This is a genomic window from Flavobacterium ardleyense, assembly GCF_042686085.1.
GTDB lineage: Bacteria > Bacteroidota > Bacteroidia > Flavobacteriales > Flavobacteriaceae > Flavobacterium > Flavobacterium ardleyense.
The window spans coordinates 480,926-504,966 of the sequence record NZ_JBHUOL010000012.1; the positions used below are offsets into that span (position 1 = coordinate 480,926).

A 24,041-nucleotide genomic window follows, 5' to 3' on the forward strand; every position below is an offset into this window, starting at 1 on the left:
TGTTTTGAAATGTAAATTTACGAAATTTTGGGCTCTTCCGAAAAATTAAAATTATTTACATTTACTATTTACAAGAATTTCTAAAACTTTGAACGGGTCTTCTCCACTTTTTCTGTCAAATTTAATTTTATCAATCTCTTGGTCCAAATTGCATTTGCCTTTGAACATTTCATTAACCATTAATTTTATTTCTTTGACTCTTGATGCGTGTATTGCTACTCCTGCTGCACTTTGTAAAAAACCATGATAAGCGATATCTTCATTCTTTTTTGCATAATAAAAAAATGTAGCTCCAAAATCAGTATAAGAATTTTTTGCTCCTGTAGCAAATCGTGTTTGCTGAACAGAAGTTAAAAGGCGATAACCTTGTTTTTCCTGAATTTGATATAGCCATACTTTATCTTCAAAATATTTATATTTCAGAAATGCCATACCCCAGATTTTTATGCGAATCGATAAATATTTGTTGTCATTTTTATCTGTGAATTCAATTTTAGACAAATCAGTTGATGGAATTTTTTCTGTTTTTCCTTTTATCTCAGTTCGGAACTTAACATTTTTATCTTCTATTTCAACTAGTTCTGCGAAACCTGTTTTTTTACTTCCATCATTAAAATAAAGTGTTGCAGTAATAAACTCAGCTTTTGACAAAATTGAAGTTAACAATAATGTAATTAAAAATAATTTCTTCATGTTGGATTTAATAAGTTATAATTTTTCACAAAAGTAAATAATTAATAGCGGTTATCTTAATATAAAGATGTTGTTAAGAAAAAATTGGAAAAATTTATGAAGAAATTTTATCATTATTTCAAGCCAAAAAACCATGTTGCCACTAAAACTCCAGTAATAACACAAATTAAATCAACCAAAAGCATCATTCCTAAAGTATAACGTGTGTTTTTGATACTTACCGAGCCAAAATAAACCGCAATTACATAAAAAGTAGTTTCGGCGCTACATTGAAAAATACAACTTAATCTTCCTGCAAAAGAATCGGGTCCAAAAGTGCGCATAGCATCAATCATAAAGCCACGAGAGCCGCCTGAACTAAATGGTCGCAACAACGCTACAGGTAAAGAATCTGTAACTTCTTTTGCAACGCCCATGTGTGAGAATAAGAACGAAATTCCATGTCCAATTATTTCAAACAATCCACTGTTTCGAAATAGCGAAATGGCCACTAACATTCCCATTACATAAGGAAAAATCATTACGCCTGTTTTTAAACCATTATTTGCTCCAACGATAAAGGTGTCAAAAACAGTTGTTTTATGCTCGATAAAGTTTTTTTCTTTTATAAACGAAAATACAAGTGTAGAGCCAATTATTAACAGTAATAATACACCAGATAAATTTGCTGTGAAGTAATTTTTCCCAATTAAATCTAAAGTATTTACGTAAAACAACAATCCTATAATTCCACCAATCATTCCCATTAAAGTAGCTAACAATGAAATACTTTTAAAATTAATTCTTTGTTTGGCTCCAACTAACAAAAAAGCAGCTATTGTACCTACGAAAGACGTAATAATACATGGAAGCATAACATCAGCAGGATTCGCCGCGTTTTCCGCCGCGCGATAACCAATAATTGATGTTGGGATTAAAGTTAAGCCGGCAGCGTGCAAACACATAAACATAATTTGGGCATCGCTGGCTTTGTCTTTGTCCTCATTCAATTCTTGCAAGCTTTGCATTGCTTTTAAGCCAAATGGCGTTGCTGCAGAATCTAAACCAAGAAAATTAGCCGCGAAATTCAAAGTCATATAAGAAATTGATTCATGGTTTTTTGGTATGGATGGAAATACTTTGGCAAACATAGGACTCAGCATTTTTGCTAATTTTTCCGAAGCCCCAGATATAATTAACAGTTCCATAATTCCACAGAAAAAGGCTAGATAAGCAATTAACGGAAGTATTATATCCATCAGACTACTTTTCGCCATGGGTAATAATCCGTCTGATTGCTGTAAACCGCTATAGATTTTTACGGTTTGTTTGTTGTATACATAAGTAGTATCCGCACCTTTTACATTCGGATTTACAATAAATGTCTTGTCACTAGAAACTGCAATACTATCTTGTATAAATTGTGGTAGTTCGCTTAAATATTTTTCACCAATTAGAATGCTTTCATTTTGCTTACCATTCAATACATAATCAATGGAGTAGTATTTATTGGTAAATAGCCCCATAATAATAAATGCAATAGATGAAACAAAAATCGCCAACCAAAATCTACTTAAAACCATAAATTATTTTGTGTGAAGTGGCAAATTGCCAAAGTTTTTATCGTTTCAAATATACCAAAAAGTTTTTCAGTAATTTACTTTAGTGTTTATTATCTGATTATTTATCGCGGTTTTAATTTTCGTTTGTACACGATAAACATTAGAATTATAAGACATAGTAAAACAACACTAATACCAATTACAATTTTCTTAATCAGCACTTGTTTTTCGGCTTGTGCTTTCGCTGCAACTAATTGTAATTTAATGTTTTCTTTGCGAGCCTCTAAATTTATTCTGTTTATCACTTGCTCACCATCAGTTTTTGACACATATAAAGATAACGTGTCTAGTCGGCGTCTTTGTTCGAGTTCTGTTTTGTCATCATTTTGCTTAATAGCTATCGCTAATTTTAATTTAGCAATTTGCTCTTCAAAACCCTTCAAATTAGATTTAGATCTAGCGTATATTTCGGCGGGATTTAAAACTTCAAGTGCTTTGTCGTAATTATTCTTTTTATAATATAGATTCCCCAATTGGATTTGCGCATACATAGTGTTGCGTTCACCGTTATGTTCTTTTGAAATAGCGATATCTTTTAGTAAGAATTCTTCGGCTTTCGCCCAATTTTTATTTTCTTCAAATAGACCTGCCAAGTCACCTAGTGCTTTTGCATACCGAACTTCGTCATTATTCAGTTTTGAAATTCTTAAAGTTTCATTGTAGTATTTAGCTGCTAGTTCGTTATTACCATTTTTTGCATAATTTCTACCTAAACTATTTAAAAGCGTACCATAGTCGAACGAATTCTCCGATGTGATTTTTAATGCTTTTTTAAGATAGATGGCCTCCTTGGTATAATCTTCAATCATTCCAAAATAAAATGCGTTTTTCTTTAAAACTTCTGTAGGTTGAATGGTTAAATCTGATATAGATTCATCAATTAACTTAGAAGCAGTTAAGAAGTAGGGTAGTGCATTTTTATATAAACTATTAGTGTAAAAATAGAAACCAAATTGGGTATGAACCCAAATAGTTAATTCGCTATTGTTTTTTAGTGCTTTTGCAACAGCTTCTTTGTAAAGCGTTTCACTTTTCGGATTTAAGATTTCGTTCTCTTTATAATATAAATCGGCAAGTAAAGTGGCATGTATAATTTCAATGTTTATTCTTTCACTATAGGTATTTTCCTTTTTTAGCTCTTTTTCAAATACTTTTTCTAACGCTTTCTCATTTGTTTTAGATTTGTTTAGCTCTATTAAATTGTTCAAATAAGATGTTTGATCTTGCTGTCCAAAACAACAAAATGAAAAGAAAAAACAAACAATATAGATAATGTATTTTTTGATCAATAGTAAAATTTTTAACCTAAAGCATGGATGTTATAATTATTTGAAAAATAATAAAAAATACCGATTAATTGATAATATTCAATCAAAAAGGCATTCAGAACCAGAAACGATAAATTTTCGTAAATGTAAATATATCACGTTTTTAATAAATAGTAGTCTTTTTTAGCGCTATAAATATTTTTATTTTAAGGAATATGAAAAAGAATAATAGCTATTTTTATTCATATAATTTTAAATGATTCTAAAATAATTATATATTTGGCGCGTTAATCAACACTAAACTACACTAAAAAATGAACAAACAACAATTATCTGCGTTATTAGTCGTGTTTTTTTGCGTTTTTTCTTATTCTCAAACAAAAGAAGATATCAGCAAAATAACAAAAGACTACGATGTAGAAAAAATTCAACAGAAAATAAGTTATTATAAAAAGTTGGAAGATTTACAAAAAGCTAAAGCAATAGCAGTTGCTAATAAAAACGGATGGCCTATAATAATCAAGGGAGAAAATGGTGCTTTTCAGCAATTGATGAAATTGACACCCGACGGCTTCCCAGTCTATTACTCAACGAGTAATGTCAATGCGGCAAGATCTACTAGAGCTAGTTTTCTAAACACTGGTGGTGGAATGGGATTAACATTGGATGGTCAAGCAATGGTGGCGCGAGTTTGGGATGGTGGAACTGTAAGAAGAAGCCATAGTGCTTTCGGGAATAGAGTAACTACTGTTGATGATAATTCTACTGATTATAGTGATCACGCAACGCACGTTACCGGCACAATGATTGCTTTGCCATGGAGCGGCGGTCCAGCAGGTGCTAAAGGTATGGCTAGTGCCGCAACAGCAAGAACGTTTGATTGGGATTATGATGAGTCGGAAGCTTTGTCAGAAGTGCTTATGGGCATGTTAATATCGAATCACTCTTATGGAGTACCAATAGGCAGTGGCTCTTCACTATTACCTGCATGGTATATTGGAGCTTATACAGATGATGCGAGGAATTGGGATGAAATTGCCTATCTGTCTCCCTATTATTTACCAGTGATGTCTGCTGGTAATGATGGTGATAGTAATAAAAACACGAACCCAATTGCTGCAGGTTATGACAAGTTAAATGGAAATAAAAATTCAAAAAACGCTCTTATAGTTGCAAATGCTCAAGATGCAGTTATCAATTCAGATGGTTCGCTTTATAGTGTATCTATAAACTCATCAAGTAGTCAAGGGCCCACTGATGATAGAAGAATTAAACCTGATATTACAGGAAATGGAACTAATGTTACTTCATCAACCGCAGGTTCTAACACTTCTACTGCTGCTTATTCTGGAACATCAATGGCTGGTCCTAACGTAGCTGGAACTTTATTATTAGTGCAACAACATCATAAGAACTTAACTAATAGTTTCATGAAAGCTGCTACTTTAAGAGGATTAGCTTGTCATACTGCTGACGATGCTGGAAATACTGGGCCTGATGCTAAATTTGGATGGGGATTATTAAATGCAAAACAAGCAGTAGAAACATTAACTGGAAATGGCTTAGACTCATGGGTTTCTGAAAACAATTTATCCCAAGGTCAATCTTATACAATGACTTTTAGATCAAACGGAACTGTTCCTTTGATTGCCTCAATAACTTGGACTGATTTACCTGGAGTTGCAAATAACGGAAATTTAGGAGCTAACGATACAACGCCAGCTCTCGTTAACGATCTAGATATTAGAGTTACTAAAGATGGTGAAACATATTACCCTTGGATGTTACAACAAAGTCCTTCTGCATTAGCAATTAGAACTGGTGATAATAATGTTGATAACATAGAAGTTGTTAAAATCGATTCACCTGTCGCGGGTGATTACGTAGTTACAATTTCGCACAAAGGAACTTTAGTAACAGGTGCTCAGGCTTATTCCTTAATTGTAACTGGAGTTGCTTCAGATTTTTCGCTTACTTCTAAATCAGAAGATTTGTCAGTATGTTCAAGTCAAACTACTAGTTATGTTTTTGATTATAAACAAAAGGGTAGAATGAATACTACTTTTAGCGCGGTTGATTTGCCAACAGGAGCTAGTGCAGTATTTACTCCAAGTTCATTAAGTGCAAATGGAACTGTTACTATGACAATTTTAGGACTTGAAAATGTAAGACCAGGAACTTATGCAATAGGTATTAAAGGGTCAAATGGCACAGAATCTGAGACACGTTTCAAGCAATTAAAAGTGTATTCTTCAACTTTTGAACCTGCTGTACTACTGAATCCTGCAAATGCATTTAATGGAACATCAACTACAGTTAATTTTGATTGGGAATCTAGCACTAATAGTGAAAGTTATATGATTCAAGTCGCTACTAATCCAGCATTTACTAATATTTTATATACTTTTAACACCACTGATTCTAAGTATACAGTTCCTAATTTAGCACAAGAGTCCACCTATTATTGGAGAGTTATTTCCTCAAACAGATGTGGAGTTCAACCAGAAAACACTGCAACAATTAATTCTTTTGTAACGGGTGTCTTAAGCTGTGGTAATACATTTATGGGTACTGATTTTTCAAATACAATTATAGCAAAGACAGGGAGTTCTATTGCGAGCGTTGCGGTAGAGGTAACAGGAGGTCTAACAATTGGAGAGCTAAAGCTTTCTTTAAATATTGCACATACTTACGTTGAAGATATGACGATTAGTTTAAAAGGTCCTGCTTCAATTGGAAGTCCTGTGATTGTTTTGTTTAAGGAACCATGCGGAAATCATGACAACATTGACTGTGTCGTTGTTGATTCAGGAGGTTTACCACAATGTGAGGCAAATCCAGCAATTTATGGAGATATCAGACCGATGCAACCATTAGGTCAATTAATTGGATTGCCAGCTGATGGAACATGGACTTTATTAGTTGAAGATCCTTACAATGGAGATGGTGGAATGATAAATGGTTTTTCTATAGATATTTGTGCTCTGACAACGTCTTTAAGCGCTACAAATTTTAACATAAATTCTTTAATAGTATATCCAAACCCAACAAAAGGAATTATAAATATTGACTTAAACGGAGAGGTTAGTGATAATACTACCTACGAATTGTTTGATATTCAAGGAAGAAGAGTGGCTTTAAAAGTTTCTTCAAATACAGTAGAAACACTTAATGTAGAATCTTTATCCGATGGAATTTATTTGTTGACGATCCAAAATAGTACGGGTAAAACTAACAAGAAAATAGTAATCAGTAAATAAAAAATTACTGTTATATAAAAAAAGGAGCTTTATAGCTCCTTTTTTTATATATGTATAATTTCATCTTCGACCAGTAGATCTTCTCTCCTCAATCTAAGAAAAACTTGTGCAACAGCAATTACGTCTTTTTCACAGTAGGTTACAATTCGGTCAATGTCATTTTCAATGTAATAAACACGAGCCACTTCACTGCCGTCAATATCATCTTTTGGAGATGGAACACCTAAAACCTTTGTAAGTAATTTTAAAGAAGTAAAATGTTTATAGTCACCAAATTTCCACAGCTCTAAAGTGTCTAAATGCGGAACTTCCCAAGGTTTTTTCCCAAATAGATTCAGCTTACTTGGCAATGCAAGTCCGTTGATAATCATTCTTCGGGCAATGTAAGGGATGTCAAATTCTTTCACATTGTGGCCACAAAGCAGATGTTGAGCACCATTAAAATGCGTGTTTAATAAATTGGAGAAGTCATTTAGAATTTTCTTTTCATCTCCCCAAAAACTAGTCACTCTGAAATTTCTTATGTCAGCTTTATTAACAAAATATCCGACGGAAATTGTAATGATTTTTCCAAATTCAGCCCAAATTCCAGCTCTTTCATAGAAATCTTCCGGCGATACTTGATCTTTGCGTTGATACTGCGTTTTATTTTCCCATAGCTGTTTAGTTTCTTCATCCATTCCTAAATAACTAATTTCTTGAGGGACGGTTTCTATATCTAAAAAAAGAATGTTGTTTAAATTAACTTTTTCAATCATGGCAAATAGTAATTTTAATACAATTGATATTATTTTTTCTTTTGGTCTAACATTTTATACGCTTCTTCCACATAAGTATACAAGTCGTTGCTATGCGGATCTGTATCGGTTTGAACGCCTTTTAAATGGCCTAACCTAACGATAATTAAATCATCTTCTGGGATTACAATTACAAATTGTCCTATGTGACCTCGCATATAATATAATTTTTTATTATTTATGGTGTGCATCCACCAACCATATCCATATTGTGGGCTTTCAGCAAATCTAGGTGTGGTACATTTTTGCACAAAAGCACTATCTAAAAGTTGTTTTCCGTTCCATTTTCCATCATTTAAATATAATTTACCGAAACGCGCAAAGTCTCTAGCATTACTTGCAATACAACAAAATGCCTTTTCAATTCCGTCAGTTTCGTGATCTAATTGCCAAAGTGCTTCATGTTCAGCACCCATTGGTTGCCAGAAATTTTTTGAAACATAATCAGAAACATACTCGCCCGTAGCTTTTTCAATACACATGGCTAATAACTGCGTATCACCGCTTGAGTATTTAAATGATTTGCCAGGTTTTTCGTTTATTTCTAGGTTTAGAATAACTTCTCTCAATTGATCATGAAAATAGGCACGAGTAACGATTGAAAAGGGACTATAATATTTTTCATCCCAGTTCATTCCTGAAGCCATTGAGGATAAATCGCCAACAGTAACTTCTTTAGCAAATTCCCCTTTTAATTCAGGAAAGAAGTCAGTTACTTTTTGATCTAAACTTTTTATTTTTCCTTCCGTTATGGCTTTTCCTAACGCCATTGTAATAATGCTTTTAGACATTGAAAACGAATTGCTTTTAGAATCTTTATCGAATCCATTATAATAACTTTCATGCCAAATGCTATCATTTTTAATAATTAGATAAGCAACTGATTTTAGTTTTTTATGGGTTTTATTTAATTCTTCAGTAGCGTGAATTTGATTGTAATCTTGAGCAATTGCCCAAGGTTGAGCCGTTCCTTTTTTGATTTCTCGATTTGGAAAATATTTATAGTCTTCTAAAAAAGCAGTAGTATGACCTTTTAAATAAACTGTGTTTACAGCACGAAGTATATAATCCACATCAAAAATGTACATTAAGATAATGATACTTACTATAGTAATAGCAAACCATTTTAAGAACTTTAGAAGAAATCTCATTTTTTAGAATTATATAATTGTTCTATAAAATTAGTTAAAAGTTCTAAGGATTTCAAGCAATTAAAATAAACTTTCTTGTTTTACAGGATTTTCATGATCTATTAACCATTTCTTTCGCCAAATTCCGCCTGCATATCCGGTTAATGAACCATCAGAGCCAATTACACGATGGCATGGAATTACAATCCATAATGGATTTTTGCCATTCGCAGCAGCTACTGCTCGAATAGCTTTTACATCGCCCAGTTTTTTTGAAAGTTCTAAATATGAGCATGTTTTACCATAAGGTATATCTAGTAATTCCTGCCAAACTCTTTTTTGAAATTCAGTTCCTGATAGATTCATTAGAAATGAAAAGGAAGTTCTTTTTCCTTCAAAATAATCTTGAAGTTGTAAAACTGCTTCTTTTAACACATCTGGAAACACTGTAGTGATTGTAGTAGCTTCATCTACAATTTCAATTTTTGAAATTCCATTTACATCGCCAGTGATTTGGGCATAGCCTAAAGGCGTTTTTATAACCGCTGTTTCCATTTTATAAAAATAAAAAAACCACCTGAATAAACAGATGGTTTTTTGAGATGTAAAAAAGTTGAATTAATAATATTATGATCTGATATCTGCTTTTTGTTCAGTTGCAGTATCGATAACTTTTCCTTTGAAAGACAATGTTTTAACAGATTCTACTCCGCCTTCATTTGTCATTACAGTAACTGTTTTTTGGAAAGGAGAAGCAGATTTTGCATCAAAAGTTGCAGCAACCATTCCTTTTTCCCCAGGTTTAACAGGTGTTTTTGTATAATTTGCAGCAGTACAACCACATGCAGGTCTTACGCTTGTAATTAAAATTGTTTCCTTAGTATTGTTTACGAAATTAAATTCATAAGTAACTGGTTTTCCTTTTTCAATATCACCAAAATCGTGCATTTCTTCTGCCCATTTAATTGCAGATTGTTTTGGAGTATTTACTGCTGGAACAGGAGTATTAGCTACTTTTGCTGTTTCAACAACCTTCATATCTTTAACTTGTGCAAATGATGCCGAAGCAATTAATAAAGCTACAATCGATAATTTAATTGATTTCATAACTTATAATGTTTTAGTTGTTTTATTTTTGTTTGACAAATGTAGGTAAAGAAATAAAAGTTGTTGTTAATTACATTTTAATGATTGTTAATGACTTGTTAACAACTCTTTTTTACCTTTCTTTTTTTTGTAATATCGTTGTAATTATGAAGTTTAATAAATTTAAGACTGTTATTTTCCTTGGTTTGCTGGCGATTGTAGGCGTAATCTTTATGCAAATCTTTCTGCTAAACCAAGCTTATGTCTTCGAGAAGAAGGATGTAGAGGATAAAATTCATTTTGCGTTGCAAGATGTGGTGGAACGTATATATAGAGACAACAAAACAGAATTGCCAACTACTAATCTTATTAAAAAGGTAAGTGAAAATTATTTTATTGTCAATGTTAATGATGATTTCGAAAATCAAATACTAGAGCATTATTTAAAAACGGAATTCGAAAGAGTAAAGCTTGAGTTAGATTTTGAGTATGCAATTTATGATTGTACTTCGGAATCTATGGTTTACGGAAATTACGTTTCATTTAAAGGAGAAAAATCTAAGACCTGTGTAAATTGTTTCCCGAAAAACGCGGATCTAACGTATTATTTCGCCATTCGTTTTCCTTATATTAAACAAACATATTTCAAGAGTTTAAGCCAGTATTGGGGTTTTACAGCAGTTTTGTTTTTTGTGCTGATTATTTATGTGTATTCAGTTTTTTTAATGTTACAACAAAAAAGATATACTGATTTACAGAAAGATTTCATTAATAATATGACGCATGAATTTAAAACGCCGCTAGCTTCAATTCTTATTGCTTCTAATTATGCCAATTCGCAAAATGAAATTAAGGAGAATCCCAAACTATCAAAATACATACAAATTATTATTAATCAAAGTAATAAATTAAATCAGCATATAGAACAGATTTTGTATTTTGCTAAGACAGATCACAATCAAGTTATGATTGATAAAACTAAGTTGGATTTGATGGCAATACTTGATTTAGTCAAAGAAAACATTTTACTAAAACATCAAAAGGAAATTGTCGTTCAGATGATTTTAGAGAGAAATTACGTTATAAAAGCTGATGAATTTCATTTTTATAATATGTTGTATAATATTGTGGATAATGCTGTTAAATACGCTGATATAAAAGCCATAATTTCAATTGCAGCAGAGGAAAACAAGAGAGGTTTACAACTTAATTTGGCTGATAATGGTGTTGGAATTCCTGCGAATGATTTGCCATTTGTTTTTGATAAATTTTATAGAGTCACACGCTTAGACAATCAAGACGTTGAAGGCTTTGGAATAGGTTTGTCCTATGTGAAGCGTGTTTGCGAATGGCACAAATGGAAAGTATCTGTTAAAAATAATGTAGAAAAGGGAATTACGGTTTCCATTCAAATAAATAAAAACGATTATGAGTAAAAAGAGAATTTTATATGTAGAAGATGATGAAACTTTAGCGTTTTTAACGGCGGATAATTTAGAACAGCATTTTGAGGTGGTGCATTGCGGTAACGGAAAGGAAGCTTTTCAGTTGTTTTGCAAGGAATCTTTTGATTTGTGTGTTTTAGATATTATGCTTCCGGATATGGATGGTTTTGAGATTGCAACTGAAATCAGAAAACGCAATCAAGAAATTCCTATTATTTTTCTTTCTGCGAAAACCATGAAGGAAGATCGAATTAAAGGTTTGAAGTTAGGCGCTGATGATTATTTGGTTAAACCTTATTCCATTGAAGAATTGATTTTAAAAATCGAGATTTTCTTGAATAGAAGCCAAAAATCGAGCGATAATTCTACGCAAAAACAATATACTTTTGGCAGCTTTTATTTTGAGCCCGAAAATTATCTTTTAAAATCAGATAAACAAAATATTACCTTAACGGAGCGAGAAGCATCGCTACTTAAAATGTTTTTAGACAATCCCAATTCCGTTTTAAAAAGAGAAAAAATTCTTTTAGAATTGTGGGGAAGTGATGACTATTTTTTGGGCAGAAGTTTGGATGTTTTTATCTCCAGATTACGAAAAATTATAAAAGAAGAAACCCACGTAAGGATTGAAAACATTCCTCGCGTGGGCTTTAGATTAGTGGTCGAATAATTTCTTATTGAAAACTCATCATGTAAGCATCTAATGCATCTCTTTCTTCTTGAGTCATTGCTTTTGTGATTACGAAATTTGCTTTCATAACTTCATATTGAGCAGCATCTACTAATGGCTCTCCTTCTTCGTTGATGAATTTTGCAATACTTGCACCTTTTTCTTTGTAAATTGTTGCAATTTCTTTCATTGAAGGACCAACTGTTTTTTCTGCTGCTTTATGACAAGCAATACAAGTCCCTTTTCCTTTGAAAAGTTCTGCTCCAAGAGCTAATTGTGCGTCTTCGGCGTTTTCAGTTTCTACAACTACTTCTGGAGTTGCGTCAGTTGGATTTCCCATTGCATCCGTTTCTTTCTTTTCACCACAATTAGTTAAACTAAATGCTAAAGCAATAACGGCTAATGATTTTAATATGGTTTTCATAGTATTAAAAAATTTAAATATTCGATAAAGTTACAAATTTATTTTTATTGTTAAAATTTATTTGGTCAATAAAATTGCCGCTTCTTTAGCAAAATAAGTCGAAATTAAACTTGCTCCGGCTCTTTTGATACACATTAATTGTTCCATCATAATTTTGTCGTGGTCTAACCAACCTCTTTCGGCTGCAGCCTTAATCATTGCATATTCACCAGAAACGTGAAAAACTGTAACAGGAACATTTACTGCATTTTTTACCTCGCGTACGATATCTAAATATGCAATTCCAGGTTTTACCATTACCATATCGGCACCTTCCTCCACATCCCATAAAGCTTCTTTTATAGCTTCAAGACGGTTGGCATAATCCATTTGATAGGTTTTTTTATCCTGAGGAATTGCTGCATTATCAACTGGCGCGCTGTCTAAAGCATCACGAAATGGACCGTAAAATGCAGAAGCATATTTTGCAGAATAACTCATAATTCCAACATTTTCATATCCTGCAGCATCTAAACCTTGGCGCAAACGCAATACTCTACCATCCATCATGTCACTTGGCGCTACAAAATCAGCTCCAGCCTCGGCATGAGAAACAGCCATTTTAACTAAGGCGTCATTTGTTTCGTCATTTGCAACAGTGCCTTTTGCAATTATTCCATCATGACCGAAAATAGAATAGGGATCTAAAGCCACATCTGGCATAACAATCATTTCAGGACATGCTTTTTTAATTTCTTTTATAGCTCTTTGCATTAGTCCATCTGGATTCCAAGCTTCTTTTCCAGTATTGTCTTTTAAAGATTCGCTTACTTTTACATAGATATTTACAGCGCGAATGCCTAATGCGAAAAGTTCTTTTACTTCTTCCACCGTTAAATCAACCGAACGACGGAAAATACCAGGCATTGATGGGATTTCAGATTTGTAGTTTTCACCCTCAGCAATAAACATCGGAAACATAAAATCGGCCGGACTTAAACTAGTTTCACGAACTAAACTTCTAATCGATTCGTTTACTCTTAATCTTCTGCCTCTGTGTAATGGGAACATAATTTTTTATTCAAGAATTTAAGTGCAAAGTTACTAATTTTTCATCAATTTCTTTTCTTTAGATAAATGCAAAATCTCTAAAAATAATCTTATTTTTGCGGTATGAAGAAACTAATTATTTTAAGTATCTCATTCCTTTTAACCAGCTGCTTTGCAATAACAGAAAAAATAAAACACAACAGTGATCAAAGTGGTGACTATAGTTTGATTGTGGATTTTTCAGACTCTTGGTTAAAGATGAAAACTGCTATTTTGTTACAAGAAGTGGACGGCGTTAGCATTCCGAGTGAAGAAGAAATTAAATCAAAACTAGCACAATTTAGAACAGAAGCGTCTAAAATTAAAGGAGTGTCTAAAATATCCACATCCTATGATTTTAGCTCGTATGTTTTTAAAATTAATTTTTCGTATAACTCTTTAGAGACTTTAAATACAGTTTTAAATTCTATCGACAAGAAAAGTAATTTAGTTCATTTTAAAAATAATAATGGCAAGTTTGAGCGTTTAGCTTCTTATCCTTTACCAAAGGATTTAGTAAAGAAAGAAGATAAGAAAGAAGACTTATTAAAAGCAACGATTACTGCAGTTTACATCTTTGATAAAGATGTTGCAATGGTTGAAAATGCTAAAAGTAAACTTTCAAAATCTAAAAAAACAGTTTTTTTAAAACAAAACATATGGAATGTTTTAAACAACAATACACTGATGAATAATTCCATAAGTTTCAATCCTTAATTCAATTATGAAAAAGATTTTTTATTTTTTATTTTTATTTCCTGCACTTTTATTTAGTCAAGGAAATCAGGAAAAGTATGATTATTTTATACATTTCAACACGCCTCAGTTTTCAAAGAAAGTTAGCATTGACAAAGTTTTAGAACATAAAGTATTTAAAAGTTTCACTAGTGATTCGTCTAATGTAAAGCTTAACGAGTTCATTTCTTATCTCGATGAATCGAAATCTGTTGTAATAAACGGGAATTTTTCAGATAGTATTTCTTATTACCAAATAACGTTTCATATTAAAGATGTAAAAGGATTGCATAGCTACATACAAAGTAAGGTTGATGCAAGCAACTTATCAAGTTTGGATTCTATTGCTGATTCCATTAAAACCTATGCAAATTACTCTGTTTACTCACCTAAAGAAATTGACAATACTTTTGCATGGAACGACAGTAACTTTATTATATATGAGAGCTTTCCGAGCTATAATTATGCAGGTATAGCGAATTACGAAACCGCGGCAGACAGTACTTATTATGATGAAGAATATGACGAAGAGTACATTGATGAAGTAGCGCCAGTGGACAATAGCGAGTACGCCGTTGAAGTTTATGAACAACATGCCGTCGAAGAAGTTACAGTTCAAGACGTTGTTGCGATTGAAGCTCAAGAAGCAACCTGGGAAGAAGAAGAATATGAAGAAGAATATGAAGAAGATTATGATAATGAAGAATATTATAAGCAATTAGAGGAGCAAAATCGTTTGGAGTCAATAGCAGAGCGAAAGAAAAAGCAAGTAATACAGGAAGAGCAAATAGCACTTTTATTTGAAAATGGTTTCGAATTTCCAACTTCAACTAAAATTAATCCAAACGCTGATATTGCGGCATGGGTTAATTATCAAAATGCTTATGAGAGAATTAATTCTTTCGTATCTATGTTTAAATACATTTTTTCTATTAAAGAAAATCCGTCTGTTGCTGCAAACATGATAAAAGGAATGAGCTTAGATATCTTCTTCGAAAATGATAAAGCAAGAGCGGAACAGACTATTGAATATTCCGAAGCGTTAGCGTCTGTTATGCAAAAGATAATCTCAAGAAAACCAAATAAGAATATTTTCAACTATTTTCCTAAAGAAAATCCTTTGGCTTTTATGTCCTATCATTTTAGCACAAAAGATGCTTTAAAAAGTTATCCAGAATTGACAGAGCAAATGATGGCTGGTATGCCTTTTGAAAAAGAAGATGCTGCTATTGCTATAGATTTAATCACAACGATTGTGGATGAGGAAGCAGTTGCTACACTTTTTGATGGCGATTTGTCCATGTTTTTACACAGCGTTGAACAATATGAACATACATACACTTCAACTACCTATGATGAAGATTATGAGGAAATTAATGAAGAAAAGACAATCATAAAAACCCGACCAGTGTTTTCAATGGTAATGACCTCTTCTCATCCTACAATGCTAAATAAACTATTAGATTTAGGAGTTAGAAAAAATGAATTTGAAAAGAAAAATAACTATTACATTATAAAAGAAGCTACAGAATTAGGGACAATTGCTTTGATTAAAGATGGCGATGTTTTTGTAATCACAAATGGTTTAAATTACCTGAATAACGGTTCTAAATCTAAATACGCCAAGCAAATGCAAAAGCAATTGTCAAAAAATTCGCTATACGGAAATCTTGACATGCAACGTTTTATTAAAAGTATGATGACGAATAACGATCTTGGAAATGAAACGGAAAAGCTTTTACAAATGAGTAACCAATTTAAAAATATTGAATTGAAATCTTCAAAAAAACTGAAAGGCAATAAGATGAAATTAGAACTGGAAATGAACTCTAATTATTCGGATAAGAACATTGTTTTGCAAGCTTTAGATTTGTTTAATTACTTAGATTAAGAAAAGTCTGTACAAAAAAACTCCGCTACTTGCATAGCGGAGTTTTTTTGTTCAGACCTAATCCTGATGAACTTTGAATATGGTTCGCAATGAGAAGCGAGAGTTTTATTACCTGCTTTTCAATATATTATTTCTTTTTCTGTAAATCTAAATCTTCGAAGTCGAAACTAAAATCAGTTACACCAGAAATTGGTTTTAACTTCATGCCTTGTGCTTTCCCGTTTTCATCCATTTGAAAATATACAAAGGCATCAGCATCGTAACTTCTATCATCCCATTTAATCACCATAACATTTGGTGAATAAGGAATTAGTTCTCCTTTTAATCGTGGCGAATTCGTACAATTCAAACGCAATGTTTTTCCATCCATCGCAATTGCAACATCACCAAACCATAAATCAGTATAAGTTCCTGTGATTTGTTCACTTATTATTTGGCTCTTCTTCTCTTTTTTGAAAGCATCAGATTTAGCAAAAACGTCTTGTTTTTCTTTATCATATTTGGCATTAACTTTTGCCATTCTTTCGCTGAAATTCTTCAACCAATCTCTATCTTCAAGACCTAAATAAGCATCTTTTATCGTATTAGTAATCGCACTAAATGCAGCGCCACTTTGTTGATTCGTCAAAACTACAATTCCTAATTTCATATCTGGAATTAAAGTGAATTGAGTCACTGTTCCTATTAATCCTCCGGTATGATAAACTTGTTTATGACCTTTTACATCGGTTAAAAACCAACCCAACCCGTAACCATTAAAGTTCGAATCGTATGGGTTTTTCATAGCAACTGGTGTAGCAATTTGAAGATTCCATAATTGAAAAATCTGCTTGTCCGTAACTAATTTCTTTCCTTCTTTTGTAGTAAAACCATTCATTAAGAATTCGGCCCAAATATTCATATCCTTAATGTTACTGATGATTCCACCAGCTGCGTTTCCAGTTTCATTCCAATCGTGTGGCACAGCAACAACTTTTCCATCAACAGGCGCGTGCGCATCAATAATATTGCCAACATTGGCGACTTTTGCTCGGTTATAACTTCCATAACTCGAAGTCATACCCACAGGTTGCATAATTCTTTGTTCTATAAATTCTGCCCAAGTCAATCCAGAAACTCTGTGAATTACTTCTCCAGCAACTATAAACATAATATTATTATAGTCTAATGTATTTCTGTACGAATTTTCAGGTTTCAAGTATCTTACATTATGAATAATATCATTTACCGTTAGATTTCCACCTTCAGGAAAAAACATTAAATCGCCTTGTCCTAAACCCAATCCAGCTCTGTGCGTAATCAAATCCTTGATAGTTACTTCTTGCGAAACGTAAGCATCGTGCATTTGAAATTCAGGAATATATTTAGAAACTTTATCATCGAAATTTAATTTTCCTTCATCGGCTAAGATTGCCAATGCAGTTCCTGTAAAACCTTTTGAGTTGGATGCAATTCCAACCAGTGTTTCATCCGTCATTGCTTGGTTTGTAGTAAGCGATCTAACACCAAATCCTTTGGAATAAACTACTTTTCCATCCTTCATAATTCCAACAGACATTCCTGGAACATCGAAAGTTTTTAAAGTGTTTTGAATTAAATCATCCAATTTACTTTCTTCAATTTGAGAAAAAGACAAGAAGGAAACTAGGAGTAGTAAGAACGAGAACTTTGCTTTCATGGTTGTTATAAATATGTCACACCTCTGGTGTTTGTTATGTTTTTAAAATTTTGCACCTACTGGTGCTATAAATATGTCACACCTCTGGTGTTTATTACGCAGTGTGTTAGTTTTCTGTTTTTTTTAATAAATTTCCAATTAGTATTTAGTTATAAACGTTGCTTTGTTTTAGCTCCAGCGGAGCGTTATATTTCTAGATAGATCGATTTTTTTTAGTAGCTCCATAGGAGCGGCATAATCATCATTTAAATTTCGTCAAATAAATAATCTTTGTTGAAATCTACATCAAATAATTTCAAAAATTCGACATATTCGTCATTAAATGATTTTGCTCTGTGATGTTCTTCTTGATTTTTAATATAATTAATCACATTGGTCAGACTAGAATGGCTATATGAAAATGCTCCAAATCCGGTTTGCCATTCAAATTTCCCGTTTATCCATCCTTTTTCATTAATAAAGCGAGATGAATTTGCTTTTATATCTCTAACTAAATCTGATAATGCTTTGTTTGGTTTTATTCCTATCAAAATATGAATATGATCAGGCATTCCATTAATGGCAATTAATTTTTGTCCTTCGTTATTTACGATTCCAGTTATATATTTGAATAATTCGTCTTTCCATAAACTGGAAATTAGATTTTGCCTTCCCTTTACAGCGAAAACAATTTGAATATATAATTGAGAATAGGTATTTGCCATAACAAATATGAAATCACGCTAGTCGTTTAATTCTATTTTTTAGAAGCGCTAAGATAATTAATTTTGTGTTAATTGCCTTCTTAAGTTGGTGCCTAAGTTCAAACCGATTATTCAAAATTAAATTCTATTTTTGTTTTTCAACCACTGATTTTGTTTATGCTATTTAAAAAATTAGAATTTAAGTTTACTTGGAGAAGTTATCAGCAGAATTTTTTAAATAATTTTTTAAAACATATCGATGATAATCACCTTCATGTTATTGCTCCTCCTGGTTCTGGGAAAACGATTTTAGGTATCGAAATTATGAAGCAAGTTGGAAAGAAAATATTAGTTTTATCGCCAACATTAACGATACGCAATCAGTGGGAAGATAGATTGCAATCATTCTTTGTAAATGATGCACAATTTGATGATTTTTCTTTCGACCTAAATCAACCTAAAGCTATTACTTTTTCGACTTATCAATCGTTGCATTCTTTTTACAAGAAATTTGAAAATAAGGAAGATTATTTCAACTACTTTAAAAAGCATAAGATTGAAGTATTAATGCTTGATGAAGCACATCATTTGAAAAACGAATGGTGGAAATGTTTATTTGAGTTAAAAGAAAGAGATAAATTAACCGTAATTGCACTTACCGCGACACCGCCATACGATAGTGATCCATTAGAAGTGTCAAAGTATTTTAGACTTTGTGGCACAGTTGATGATGAAATTGCTGTTCCAGATTTAGTTAAAGAAGGCGATTTATGTCCGCATCAAGATTATGTGTTTTTTTCGGAGCCAAATGATTTAGAGATTAATTTCATTGCGGATTTTAGAGGTAAAATAGCTGATTTTATTGACAGTCTTTCTGCTGATGAGGAATTTATAAAATTTATTGAATGTCACCGTTTTGTAATGCATACCAATAATACACTTGATCAAATATATGCTAATCCTGAATATTTTTCAGCCTTGTTAATTTTTTTAAAAAGCGTTGGTAAAGAAATAAAATTTGAATTGTTAGAAATCCTAGGTTTTAATGTAAAAGACAAGATAGATATTCCCGTTTTTGATTTAAACTGGGCTTCAATACTGCTTCAAAATCTTTTAGTTACTGATAGGGAAATTCTTGAAAAAAATGAAAGTGTTTTACACAAGTTGGAGCCGCAAGTAAGAAAGATTAATATTTTTGATAAAAGCAAAATAGATTTAATTGGCGATGCTGTTTTATATCGCTCGCTGTCAAATAGTCCTTCTAAATTAAAAAGTATTGTTGAAATTATCAAGCACGAAGAAGATTTGCTAAAAGATGAATTGCGTGCCGTGGTTCTTACAGATTATATTAAAAAAGAATTTCTTGAGATAGAAAATATATCTTCAATCAATAGATTAGGAGTAATGCCTATTTTCCATTATTTAAGAACTCAGGTTGACAAAAGTGAAAATCTTGCCGTATTAACAGGAACTGTCGTTGTAATTCACCATTCTAAAATTGAGTTGTTTTCGCTTTTTGATACGTTTGAAAATTATTCTTTTATCCCTTTAATATCTGCTCCTGAGTTTGTGTTTATTTCATCAAAAACAGCCGTTTCAAAATTGGTTGATACAATTACGAAGATGTTCGAACATGGATATATTACAAAATTGATTGGTACAAAAGCTTTGTTAGGCGAAGGTTGGGATGCACCGTCAATTAATACTTTAGTACTAGCATCTTTCGTTGGGTCTTTTGTTTCTTCTAACCAAATGAGAGGAAGAGCAATTCGGTCCCAACGAAATAATTTGAATAAGACTGGGAATATTTGGCATTTAGTCTGTATTGATAAAACCGATTTGAAAGGTGGTAAAGATATCGAAACCTTAAGAAGAAGATTTGATGCATTCGTGGGTATTTCGAAATCTGAGAAAACCTACATTGAAAGTGGGATAGAACGATTAGAATTGCCTGAGAAATATATTGATATTTCTATTACCGATTTAAATACGGATGCACTGAATCAATCTGAATTAAGAAGTGATTTATCGATGAGATGGAAGAGTGCGATTTTGCATGGAACTACGCTTTCGCGCGAAATTAAGCAGTATTATGAAAACGACAAACCTTATAATCTCCAAAAACAGCAAAAATTTCATGATGTTGTAAAATATAGTTTCCTTGAACTAGGTGTGGGATTGTCGTTTTTTATTCCTGAAGTTTTGATTAAAAATTTAAATGTTTTACTATCTAAAGGGATTATTTCTTTTGTCTATACAGTTTTAACTGCATTTGGTTTGGCATTCGGATATAAGACTTATAAAGTGTTGAAAAACTATATTCAATTTGGTTTTATTTTTAAGAATTTATCAAAAATAGGAGAGGCTTTAAAAGAATCTTTAATTGAAATTAATCTGATTACTACAAAAAAAGAAAATATTTTTGTTAAGACCGAAGTGTTGCCAAAAGGCGATATGATAATTAGTATAAAAGGGACGAATGATTTTGAAAGCACTATTTTTATTAACGCTATTCAAGAAATTATTGAACCAATAAAAACCCCAAGGTATCTGATTCTAAAGGCCAATTTGTTCAAAAAGGAATTTGACATTCAGAATTTTTACTCGGTTCCTCAAATCTTTGGTGATAAAAAGAAAAACTGTGCAATATTTGAAAAGAACTGGAAGCAGTACGTTGGAGAATCTGAATTTATTTATACAAGACATCTTGAAGGACGTAAAATATTGTTGAAAGCTCGATTAATGCATTTGAGCAATTCCTTTAAGAAAACTACAAAAAAAGCAGTAATTTGGAATTAATTACTGCTTGTTGTTTAAACCCACTCAACCGGATTTTCTAATACTTTTAATAATTTCTCTTCTTCGCTACCAGCTTCTGGATGATGGTCGTAAACCCATTGCACATGTGGCGGTAAACTCATTAAGATACTTTCAATTCTTCCATTGGTTTTTAAACCAAATAAAGTTCCTTTATCGTGAACCAAATTAAATTCCACATAACGACCTCGACGAATTTCCTGCCAAGTACGATTTGCTTCTGTAAATGGTAACTCTTTACGTTTTTCTACTATTGGTAAATAGGCTGTTAAGAAAGAATTTCCAACACCTGAAACAAAGTTATACCAATCTTCCATCGATTGTTCTTCCGTTGCTTTTAGGTAATCGAAAAATAAGCCACCAATTCCTCGAACTTCATTTCTATGAGCATTCCAGAAATAGGTATCACATTGTTTTTTATATTTTGGATAGAAGTCCAAATTTTGCTGGTCACAAGCGGTTTTACACGTTTGATGAAAATGAATTGCATCTTCTTCAAACAAATAATAAGGTGTTAAATCTTGTCCGCCACCAAACCAGCTGTTGATTACGTTTCCGTTTTCATCATACATTTCGAAGTAACGCCAATTTGCGTGAACTGTTGGAACCATCGGGTTTTTAGGATGAATTACTAAACTTAATCCGCAAGCAAAAAAATCTGCTTCGCCTACGCCAAACAGTTTTTGCATGGTATCGGGTAATTTTCCGTGAACCGCCGAAATATTAACGCCTCCTTTTTCAAGAACAGTTCCGTTTTCAATAACGCGAGTTCTTCCGCCACCACCTTCTGGTCTGTCCCACAAATCCTGACGGAATTTAGCAACGCCGTCAAGATCTTCTAAACCTTTACAAATTTGATCTTGTAAAGTTTGTATGTAGGTATAAAATTTATTTTTCATTTTCAAGTTCATATAATTCCATATCTAATGGAGTTTCATTTGGTGGCGTGTATTCGTTTAAAAGCGTTTTTTTCCAATTAAAACCTGCATTTAATGCGACTTTACAACTTCCAATATTAGATTTGTGAGCAATAATTTGAAATTTATCAAAACCTAAAACGTCAAAACCATATTTTGATATTAATCCAATTGTTTCAGACATCCACCCTTTATTGTTATAAGCTGTGGACAAGCAGTAAGCAAATTCGCCTTGTTTCGTGTCCCAATTTATTTCTTTTATGATAACCAGTCCAGCAATTTCAGAATTTATATTGTTTTTTATGCCAAAAGTAAATTCAGATTTTGCTTCGTTTTGTTTTCTTTTTTCTTCAATATAATGTAAACTTTCGTCAACTGATTTATTTTTAGATAATGTAATAGGAAAATATCGTTTAAAATTATCATGATTGATTAACATCAATTCAGATAAACTTCTGGCGTCTTCCTTTACTAAAAAATCGATATGAAATCTTGAAGTTTTTATCATTTACTCTTTATCTAAGTATATATTTCCGTCTGGATTTGTAATTTTTTTAGTAACATAACCTGTCTTCGAAAACTCAACTCTAAAATCAGGACATTCACTCACGCAACCTCCAAAAAGACCATACATTTCCCAAGAGCCTAGAGAATCAGTATACTTGATTTCGCCCGTTTCGATGCATTTATACATAACGCTATCTAATACAATAGCTGTCTTTTTCTCAAACACTATTCCATCGCCACCCTTTTCGCCTTCACAACTTAAAAGTGCTAATACTAATATGTAATAAATAAATTTCATCCTTATCTTTATAATAAGATGTCATAATATCATTACGGTTGCGTTTACTTTCTTTTATACTCTTTAACTGCCTCAATAAATGCTTTTGCGTGATCCACAGGAATATTTGGCAAAATACCATGACCTAAATTCACAATATAGTTATCAACACCAAATTCGTCAATCATTTCGTGCACCATTTTCTTAATTACTGGAATTGGTGATAACAAACGAGAAGGGTCGAAATTTCCTTGTAATACTTTGCTTCCGCCTGTTAAATAACGAGCATTTGTTGGAGAACAAGTCCAGTCTACACCAATAGCTGATGCTTTTGATTTTGCCATATCGCCTAAAGCAAACCAGCATCCTTTTCCAAAAACAATAACCTGAGTTTCGTCAGCTATAGCTTCAATAATTTGGTTGATGTAGTTCCAAGAAAATTCTGTATAATCTGTTGGAGATAACATTCCTCCCCAAGAATCGAAAATTTGAATGGCATTACAACCTGCTTTTACTTTTTCTTTTAAATAAAGAATTGTAGTATCTGTGATTTTTTGCAATAACATATGTGCTGCAACTGGATTTGAAAAACAGAATCCTTTTGCAGTATCAAAGCTTTTTGAACCTTTTCCTTCTACAACATAGCAGAAAATTGTCCAAGGAGAACCTGCAAATCCAATTAATGGCACTTCATTATCCAACATTTGTTTGGTTAATTTAATAGCATCCATTACATAACCTAAAGTTTCTTCAATATTAGGTACAATAACTTGGTTTACTTGTTCTGCTGTGCGAATAGGATTTGGAATTATCGGACCGATATTGTCTTTTAAATCTACGTGAATTCCCATTGCTCTTGGTATAACTAAGATGTCCGAGAATAAAATAGCTGCGTCTGGTTTTACAATTCGAATCGGTTGAACTGTAATTTCTGCTGCTAATTCTGGGGTTTCACAACGTGTGAAGAAATCATATTTATCGCGGATAGCTCTAAATTCTGGCAAATATCTTCCTGCTTGACGCATCATCCATACCGGTGGACGTTCAACAGTTTCTCCATTTAAGGCACGTAGGAATAAATCGTTCTTAATCAT

General features: G+C 32.4%; 21 protein-coding genes. 6 read left to right on the forward strand and 15 right to left on the reverse strand.

Going from position 1 to position 24,041, the window contains the following annotated elements; translation table 11 throughout:
- Positions 1-51 precede the first annotated feature (51 nt).
- From ACFSX9_RS07875 to ACFSX9_RS07885, 3 genes are all read right to left on the reverse strand, one after another.
- A complete protein-coding gene (locus ACFSX9_RS07875; protein ID WP_379806388.1) occupies positions 52-693 on the reverse strand; it encodes a hypothetical protein in 642 nt (213 codons plus the stop codon).
- Positions 694-806: 113 nt separating this feature from the next.
- The gene (locus ACFSX9_RS07880) at positions 807-2,255 is read right to left on the reverse strand and encodes a nucleoside recognition domain-containing protein (protein ID WP_379806390.1); all 1,449 of its coding nucleotides are present in this window, start codon (positions 2,253-2,255) and stop codon (positions 807-809) included.
- A 101-nt stretch (positions 2,256-2,356) separates the two neighbouring features.
- Complete coding sequence (locus tag ACFSX9_RS07885; protein ID WP_379806392.1) at positions 2,357-3,502, reverse strand: tetratricopeptide repeat protein; 1,146 nt, start codon at positions 3,500-3,502, stop codon at positions 2,357-2,359.
- A gap of 374 nt (positions 3,503-3,876) precedes the next feature.
- On the opposite strand from ACFSX9_RS07885, the gene ACFSX9_RS07890 reads away from it, so the two are divergent.
- Entirely contained in the window at positions 3,877-6,822 is a 2,946-nt protein-coding gene (locus ACFSX9_RS07890; protein WP_379806394.1) for a S8 family serine peptidase, read from the forward strand.
- 44 nt (positions 6,823-6,866) lie between these two features.
- On the opposite strand, the gene ACFSX9_RS07895 is transcribed toward ACFSX9_RS07890, so the two are convergent.
- The 4 genes from ACFSX9_RS07895 to ACFSX9_RS07910 all read right to left on the reverse strand — a co-directional run bounded on the left by ACFSX9_RS07895 (position 6,867) and on the right by ACFSX9_RS07910 (position 9,856).
- Positions 6,867-7,580, reverse strand: a complete 714-nt coding sequence (locus ACFSX9_RS07895) for a 3'-5' exonuclease (protein ID WP_379806396.1) — start codon at positions 7,578-7,580, stop codon at positions 6,867-6,869.
- Positions 7,581-7,609: 29 nt separating this feature from the next.
- The gene (locus ACFSX9_RS07900) at positions 7,610-8,770 is read right to left on the reverse strand and encodes a serine hydrolase domain-containing protein (protein WP_379806398.1); all 1,161 of its coding nucleotides are present in this window, start codon (positions 8,768-8,770) and stop codon (positions 7,610-7,612) included.
- A gap of 60 nt (positions 8,771-8,830) precedes the next feature.
- Positions 8,831-9,304, reverse strand: a complete 474-nt coding sequence (locus ACFSX9_RS07905) for a methylated-DNA--[protein]-cysteine S-methyltransferase (protein WP_379806400.1) — start codon at positions 9,302-9,304, stop codon at positions 8,831-8,833.
- Between the two features lie 72 nt (positions 9,305-9,376).
- Entirely contained in the window at positions 9,377-9,856 is a 480-nt protein-coding gene (locus ACFSX9_RS07910) for a DUF1573 domain-containing protein (RefSeq protein WP_379806402.1), read from the reverse strand.
- A 146-nt stretch (positions 9,857-10,002) separates the two neighbouring features.
- On the opposite strand from ACFSX9_RS07910, the gene ACFSX9_RS07915 reads away from it, so the two are divergent.
- Both ACFSX9_RS07915 and ACFSX9_RS07920 read left to right on the forward strand, forming a co-directional pair.
- Positions 10,003-11,271 carry a sensor histidine kinase gene (locus ACFSX9_RS07915; RefSeq protein ID WP_379806404.1) on the forward strand — a complete coding sequence of 423 codons (1,269 nt, stop codon included), beginning with the start codon at positions 10,003-10,005 and terminating at the stop codon, positions 11,269-11,271.
- Complete coding sequence (locus ACFSX9_RS07920) at positions 11,264-11,950, forward strand: response regulator transcription factor (RefSeq protein WP_379806406.1); 687 nt, start codon at positions 11,264-11,266, stop codon at positions 11,948-11,950. The genes ACFSX9_RS07915 and ACFSX9_RS07920 overlap by 8 nt, the downstream gene beginning before the upstream one ends.
- Positions 11,951-11,954: 4 nt before the next feature.
- Here ACFSX9_RS07920 and ACFSX9_RS07925 read toward each other — a convergent pair whose 3' ends face one another.
- Both ACFSX9_RS07925 and hemB read right to left on the reverse strand, forming a co-directional pair.
- Entirely contained in the window at positions 11,955-12,374 is a 420-nt protein-coding gene (locus tag ACFSX9_RS07925; protein ID WP_379806408.1) for a c-type cytochrome, read from the reverse strand.
- A gap of 57 nt (positions 12,375-12,431) precedes the next feature.
- On the reverse strand, positions 12,432-13,424 hold the full coding sequence (gene hemB, locus ACFSX9_RS07930; protein WP_379806410.1) for a porphobilinogen synthase: 993 nt from the start codon (positions 13,422-13,424) through the stop codon (positions 12,432-12,434).
- 102 nt (positions 13,425-13,526) lie between these two features.
- Between hemB and ACFSX9_RS07935 the strand changes: the two genes are divergently transcribed.
- Complete coding sequence (locus tag ACFSX9_RS07935; protein ID WP_379806412.1) at positions 13,527-14,159, forward strand: hypothetical protein; 633 nt, start codon at positions 13,527-13,529, stop codon at positions 14,157-14,159.
- 7 nt (positions 14,160-14,166) lie between these two features.
- Entirely contained in the window at positions 14,167-16,068 is a 1,902-nt protein-coding gene (locus ACFSX9_RS07940) for a hypothetical protein (RefSeq protein WP_379806414.1), read from the forward strand.
- A 127-nt stretch (positions 16,069-16,195) separates the two neighbouring features.
- On the opposite strand, the gene ACFSX9_RS07945 is transcribed toward ACFSX9_RS07940, so the two are convergent.
- Both ACFSX9_RS07945 and tnpA read right to left on the reverse strand, forming a co-directional pair.
- A complete protein-coding gene (locus ACFSX9_RS07945) occupies positions 16,196-17,746 on the reverse strand; it encodes a serine hydrolase (protein ID WP_379806416.1) in 1,551 nt (516 codons plus the stop codon).
- A gap of 245 nt (positions 17,747-17,991) precedes the next feature.
- Positions 17,992-18,450: an IS200/IS605 family transposase gene (tnpA, locus tag ACFSX9_RS07950; RefSeq protein WP_379806418.1), complete on the reverse strand. Its 459-nt coding sequence runs from the start codon at positions 18,448-18,450 to the stop codon at positions 17,992-17,994.
- Positions 18,451-18,606: 156 nt separating this feature from the next.
- On the opposite strand from tnpA, the gene ACFSX9_RS07955 reads away from it, so the two are divergent.
- Positions 18,607-21,228 carry a DEAD/DEAH box helicase family protein gene (locus tag ACFSX9_RS07955; protein ID WP_379806420.1) on the forward strand — a complete coding sequence of 874 codons (2,622 nt, stop codon included), beginning with the start codon at positions 18,607-18,609 and terminating at the stop codon, positions 21,226-21,228.
- 14 nt (positions 21,229-21,242) lie between these two features.
- Here the strand turns inward: ACFSX9_RS07955 and hemF are convergent, their stop codons facing one another.
- Genes hemF through hemE form a run of 4 tightly spaced genes read right to left on the reverse strand, consistent with a single transcriptional unit; the run spans position 21,243 to position 24,041 of the window.
- Positions 21,243-22,145, reverse strand: coding sequence for an oxygen-dependent coproporphyrinogen oxidase (gene hemF, locus ACFSX9_RS07960; RefSeq protein ID WP_379806422.1), 903 nt, complete (start codon positions 22,143-22,145; stop codon positions 21,243-21,245).
- Positions 22,135-22,671, reverse strand: coding sequence for a GNAT family N-acetyltransferase (locus ACFSX9_RS07965; protein ID WP_379806424.1), 537 nt, complete (start codon positions 22,669-22,671; stop codon positions 22,135-22,137). Before ACFSX9_RS07965 ends, hemF begins: the two co-directional genes overlap by 11 nt.
- Positions 22,672-22,968 (reverse strand): hypothetical protein, encoded by a 297-nt coding sequence (locus ACFSX9_RS07970; RefSeq protein WP_379806426.1) that lies wholly within the window; start codon positions 22,966-22,968, stop codon positions 22,672-22,674. It lies immediately after the preceding gene.
- A 44-nt stretch (positions 22,969-23,012) separates the two neighbouring features.
- Positions 23,013-24,041 carry a uroporphyrinogen decarboxylase gene (gene hemE, locus ACFSX9_RS07975; RefSeq protein WP_379806428.1) on the reverse strand — a complete coding sequence of 343 codons (1,029 nt, stop codon included), beginning with the start codon at positions 24,039-24,041 and terminating at the stop codon, positions 23,013-23,015.

Bases quoted from the DNA above. Each gene is read 5' to 3' on its own strand.
- hemE (WP_379806428.1), bottom strand. From the start codon at position 24,041: ATGATTAAGAACGATTTATTCCTACGTGCCTTAAATGGAGAAACTGTT.
- ACFSX9_RS07905 (WP_379806400.1), bottom strand. From the start codon at position 9,304: ATGGAAACAGCGGTTATAAAAACGCCTTTAGGCTATGCCCAAATCACT.
- ACFSX9_RS07965 (WP_379806424.1), bottom strand. From the start codon at position 22,671: ATGATAAAAACTTCAAGATTTCATATCGATTTTTTAGTAAAGGAAGAC.
- hemB (WP_379806410.1), bottom strand. From the start codon at position 13,424: ATGTTCCCATTACACAGAGGCAGAAGATTAAGAGTAAACGAATCGATT.
- ACFSX9_RS07920 (WP_379806406.1), top strand. From the start codon at position 11,264: ATGAGTAAAAAGAGAATTTTATATGTAGAAGATGATGAAACTTTAGCG.
- ACFSX9_RS07940 (WP_379806414.1), top strand. From the start codon at position 14,167: ATGAAAAAGATTTTTTATTTTTTATTTTTATTTCCTGCACTTTTATTT.
- ACFSX9_RS07890 (WP_379806394.1), top strand. From the start codon at position 3,877: ATGAACAAACAACAATTATCTGCGTTATTAGTCGTGTTTTTTTGCGTT.
- ACFSX9_RS07935 (WP_379806412.1), top strand. From the start codon at position 13,527: ATGAAGAAACTAATTATTTTAAGTATCTCATTCCTTTTAACCAGCTGC.
- ACFSX9_RS07875 (WP_379806388.1), bottom strand. From the start codon at position 693: ATGAAGAAATTATTTTTAATTACATTATTGTTAACTTCAATTTTGTCA.
- hemF (WP_379806422.1), bottom strand. From the start codon at position 22,145: ATGAAAAATAAATTTTATACCTACATACAAACTTTACAAGATCAAATT.
- ACFSX9_RS07925 (WP_379806408.1), bottom strand. From the start codon at position 12,374: ATGAAAACCATATTAAAATCATTAGCCGTTATTGCTTTAGCATTTAGT.
- ACFSX9_RS07970 (WP_379806426.1), bottom strand. From the start codon at position 22,968: ATGAAATTTATTTATTACATATTAGTATTAGCACTTTTAAGTTGTGAA.
- ACFSX9_RS07900 (WP_379806398.1), bottom strand. From the start codon at position 8,770: ATGAGATTTCTTCTAAAGTTCTTAAAATGGTTTGCTATTACTATAGTA.
- ACFSX9_RS07945 (WP_379806416.1), bottom strand. From the start codon at position 17,746: ATGAAAGCAAAGTTCTCGTTCTTACTACTCCTAGTTTCCTTCTTGTCT.
- ACFSX9_RS07915 (WP_379806404.1), top strand. From the start codon at position 10,003: ATGAAGTTTAATAAATTTAAGACTGTTATTTTCCTTGGTTTGCTGGCG.
- ACFSX9_RS07895 (WP_379806396.1), bottom strand. From the start codon at position 7,580: ATGATTGAAAAAGTTAATTTAAACAACATTCTTTTTTTAGATATAGAA.
- ACFSX9_RS07910 (WP_379806402.1), bottom strand. From the start codon at position 9,856: ATGAAATCAATTAAATTATCGATTGTAGCTTTATTAATTGCTTCGGCA.
- tnpA (WP_379806418.1), bottom strand. From the start codon at position 18,450: ATGGCAAATACCTATTCTCAATTATATATTCAAATTGTTTTCGCTGTA.
- ACFSX9_RS07880 (WP_379806390.1), bottom strand. From the start codon at position 2,255: ATGGTTTTAAGTAGATTTTGGTTGGCGATTTTTGTTTCATCTATTGCA.
- ACFSX9_RS07955 (WP_379806420.1), top strand. From the start codon at position 18,607: ATGCTATTTAAAAAATTAGAATTTAAGTTTACTTGGAGAAGTTATCAG.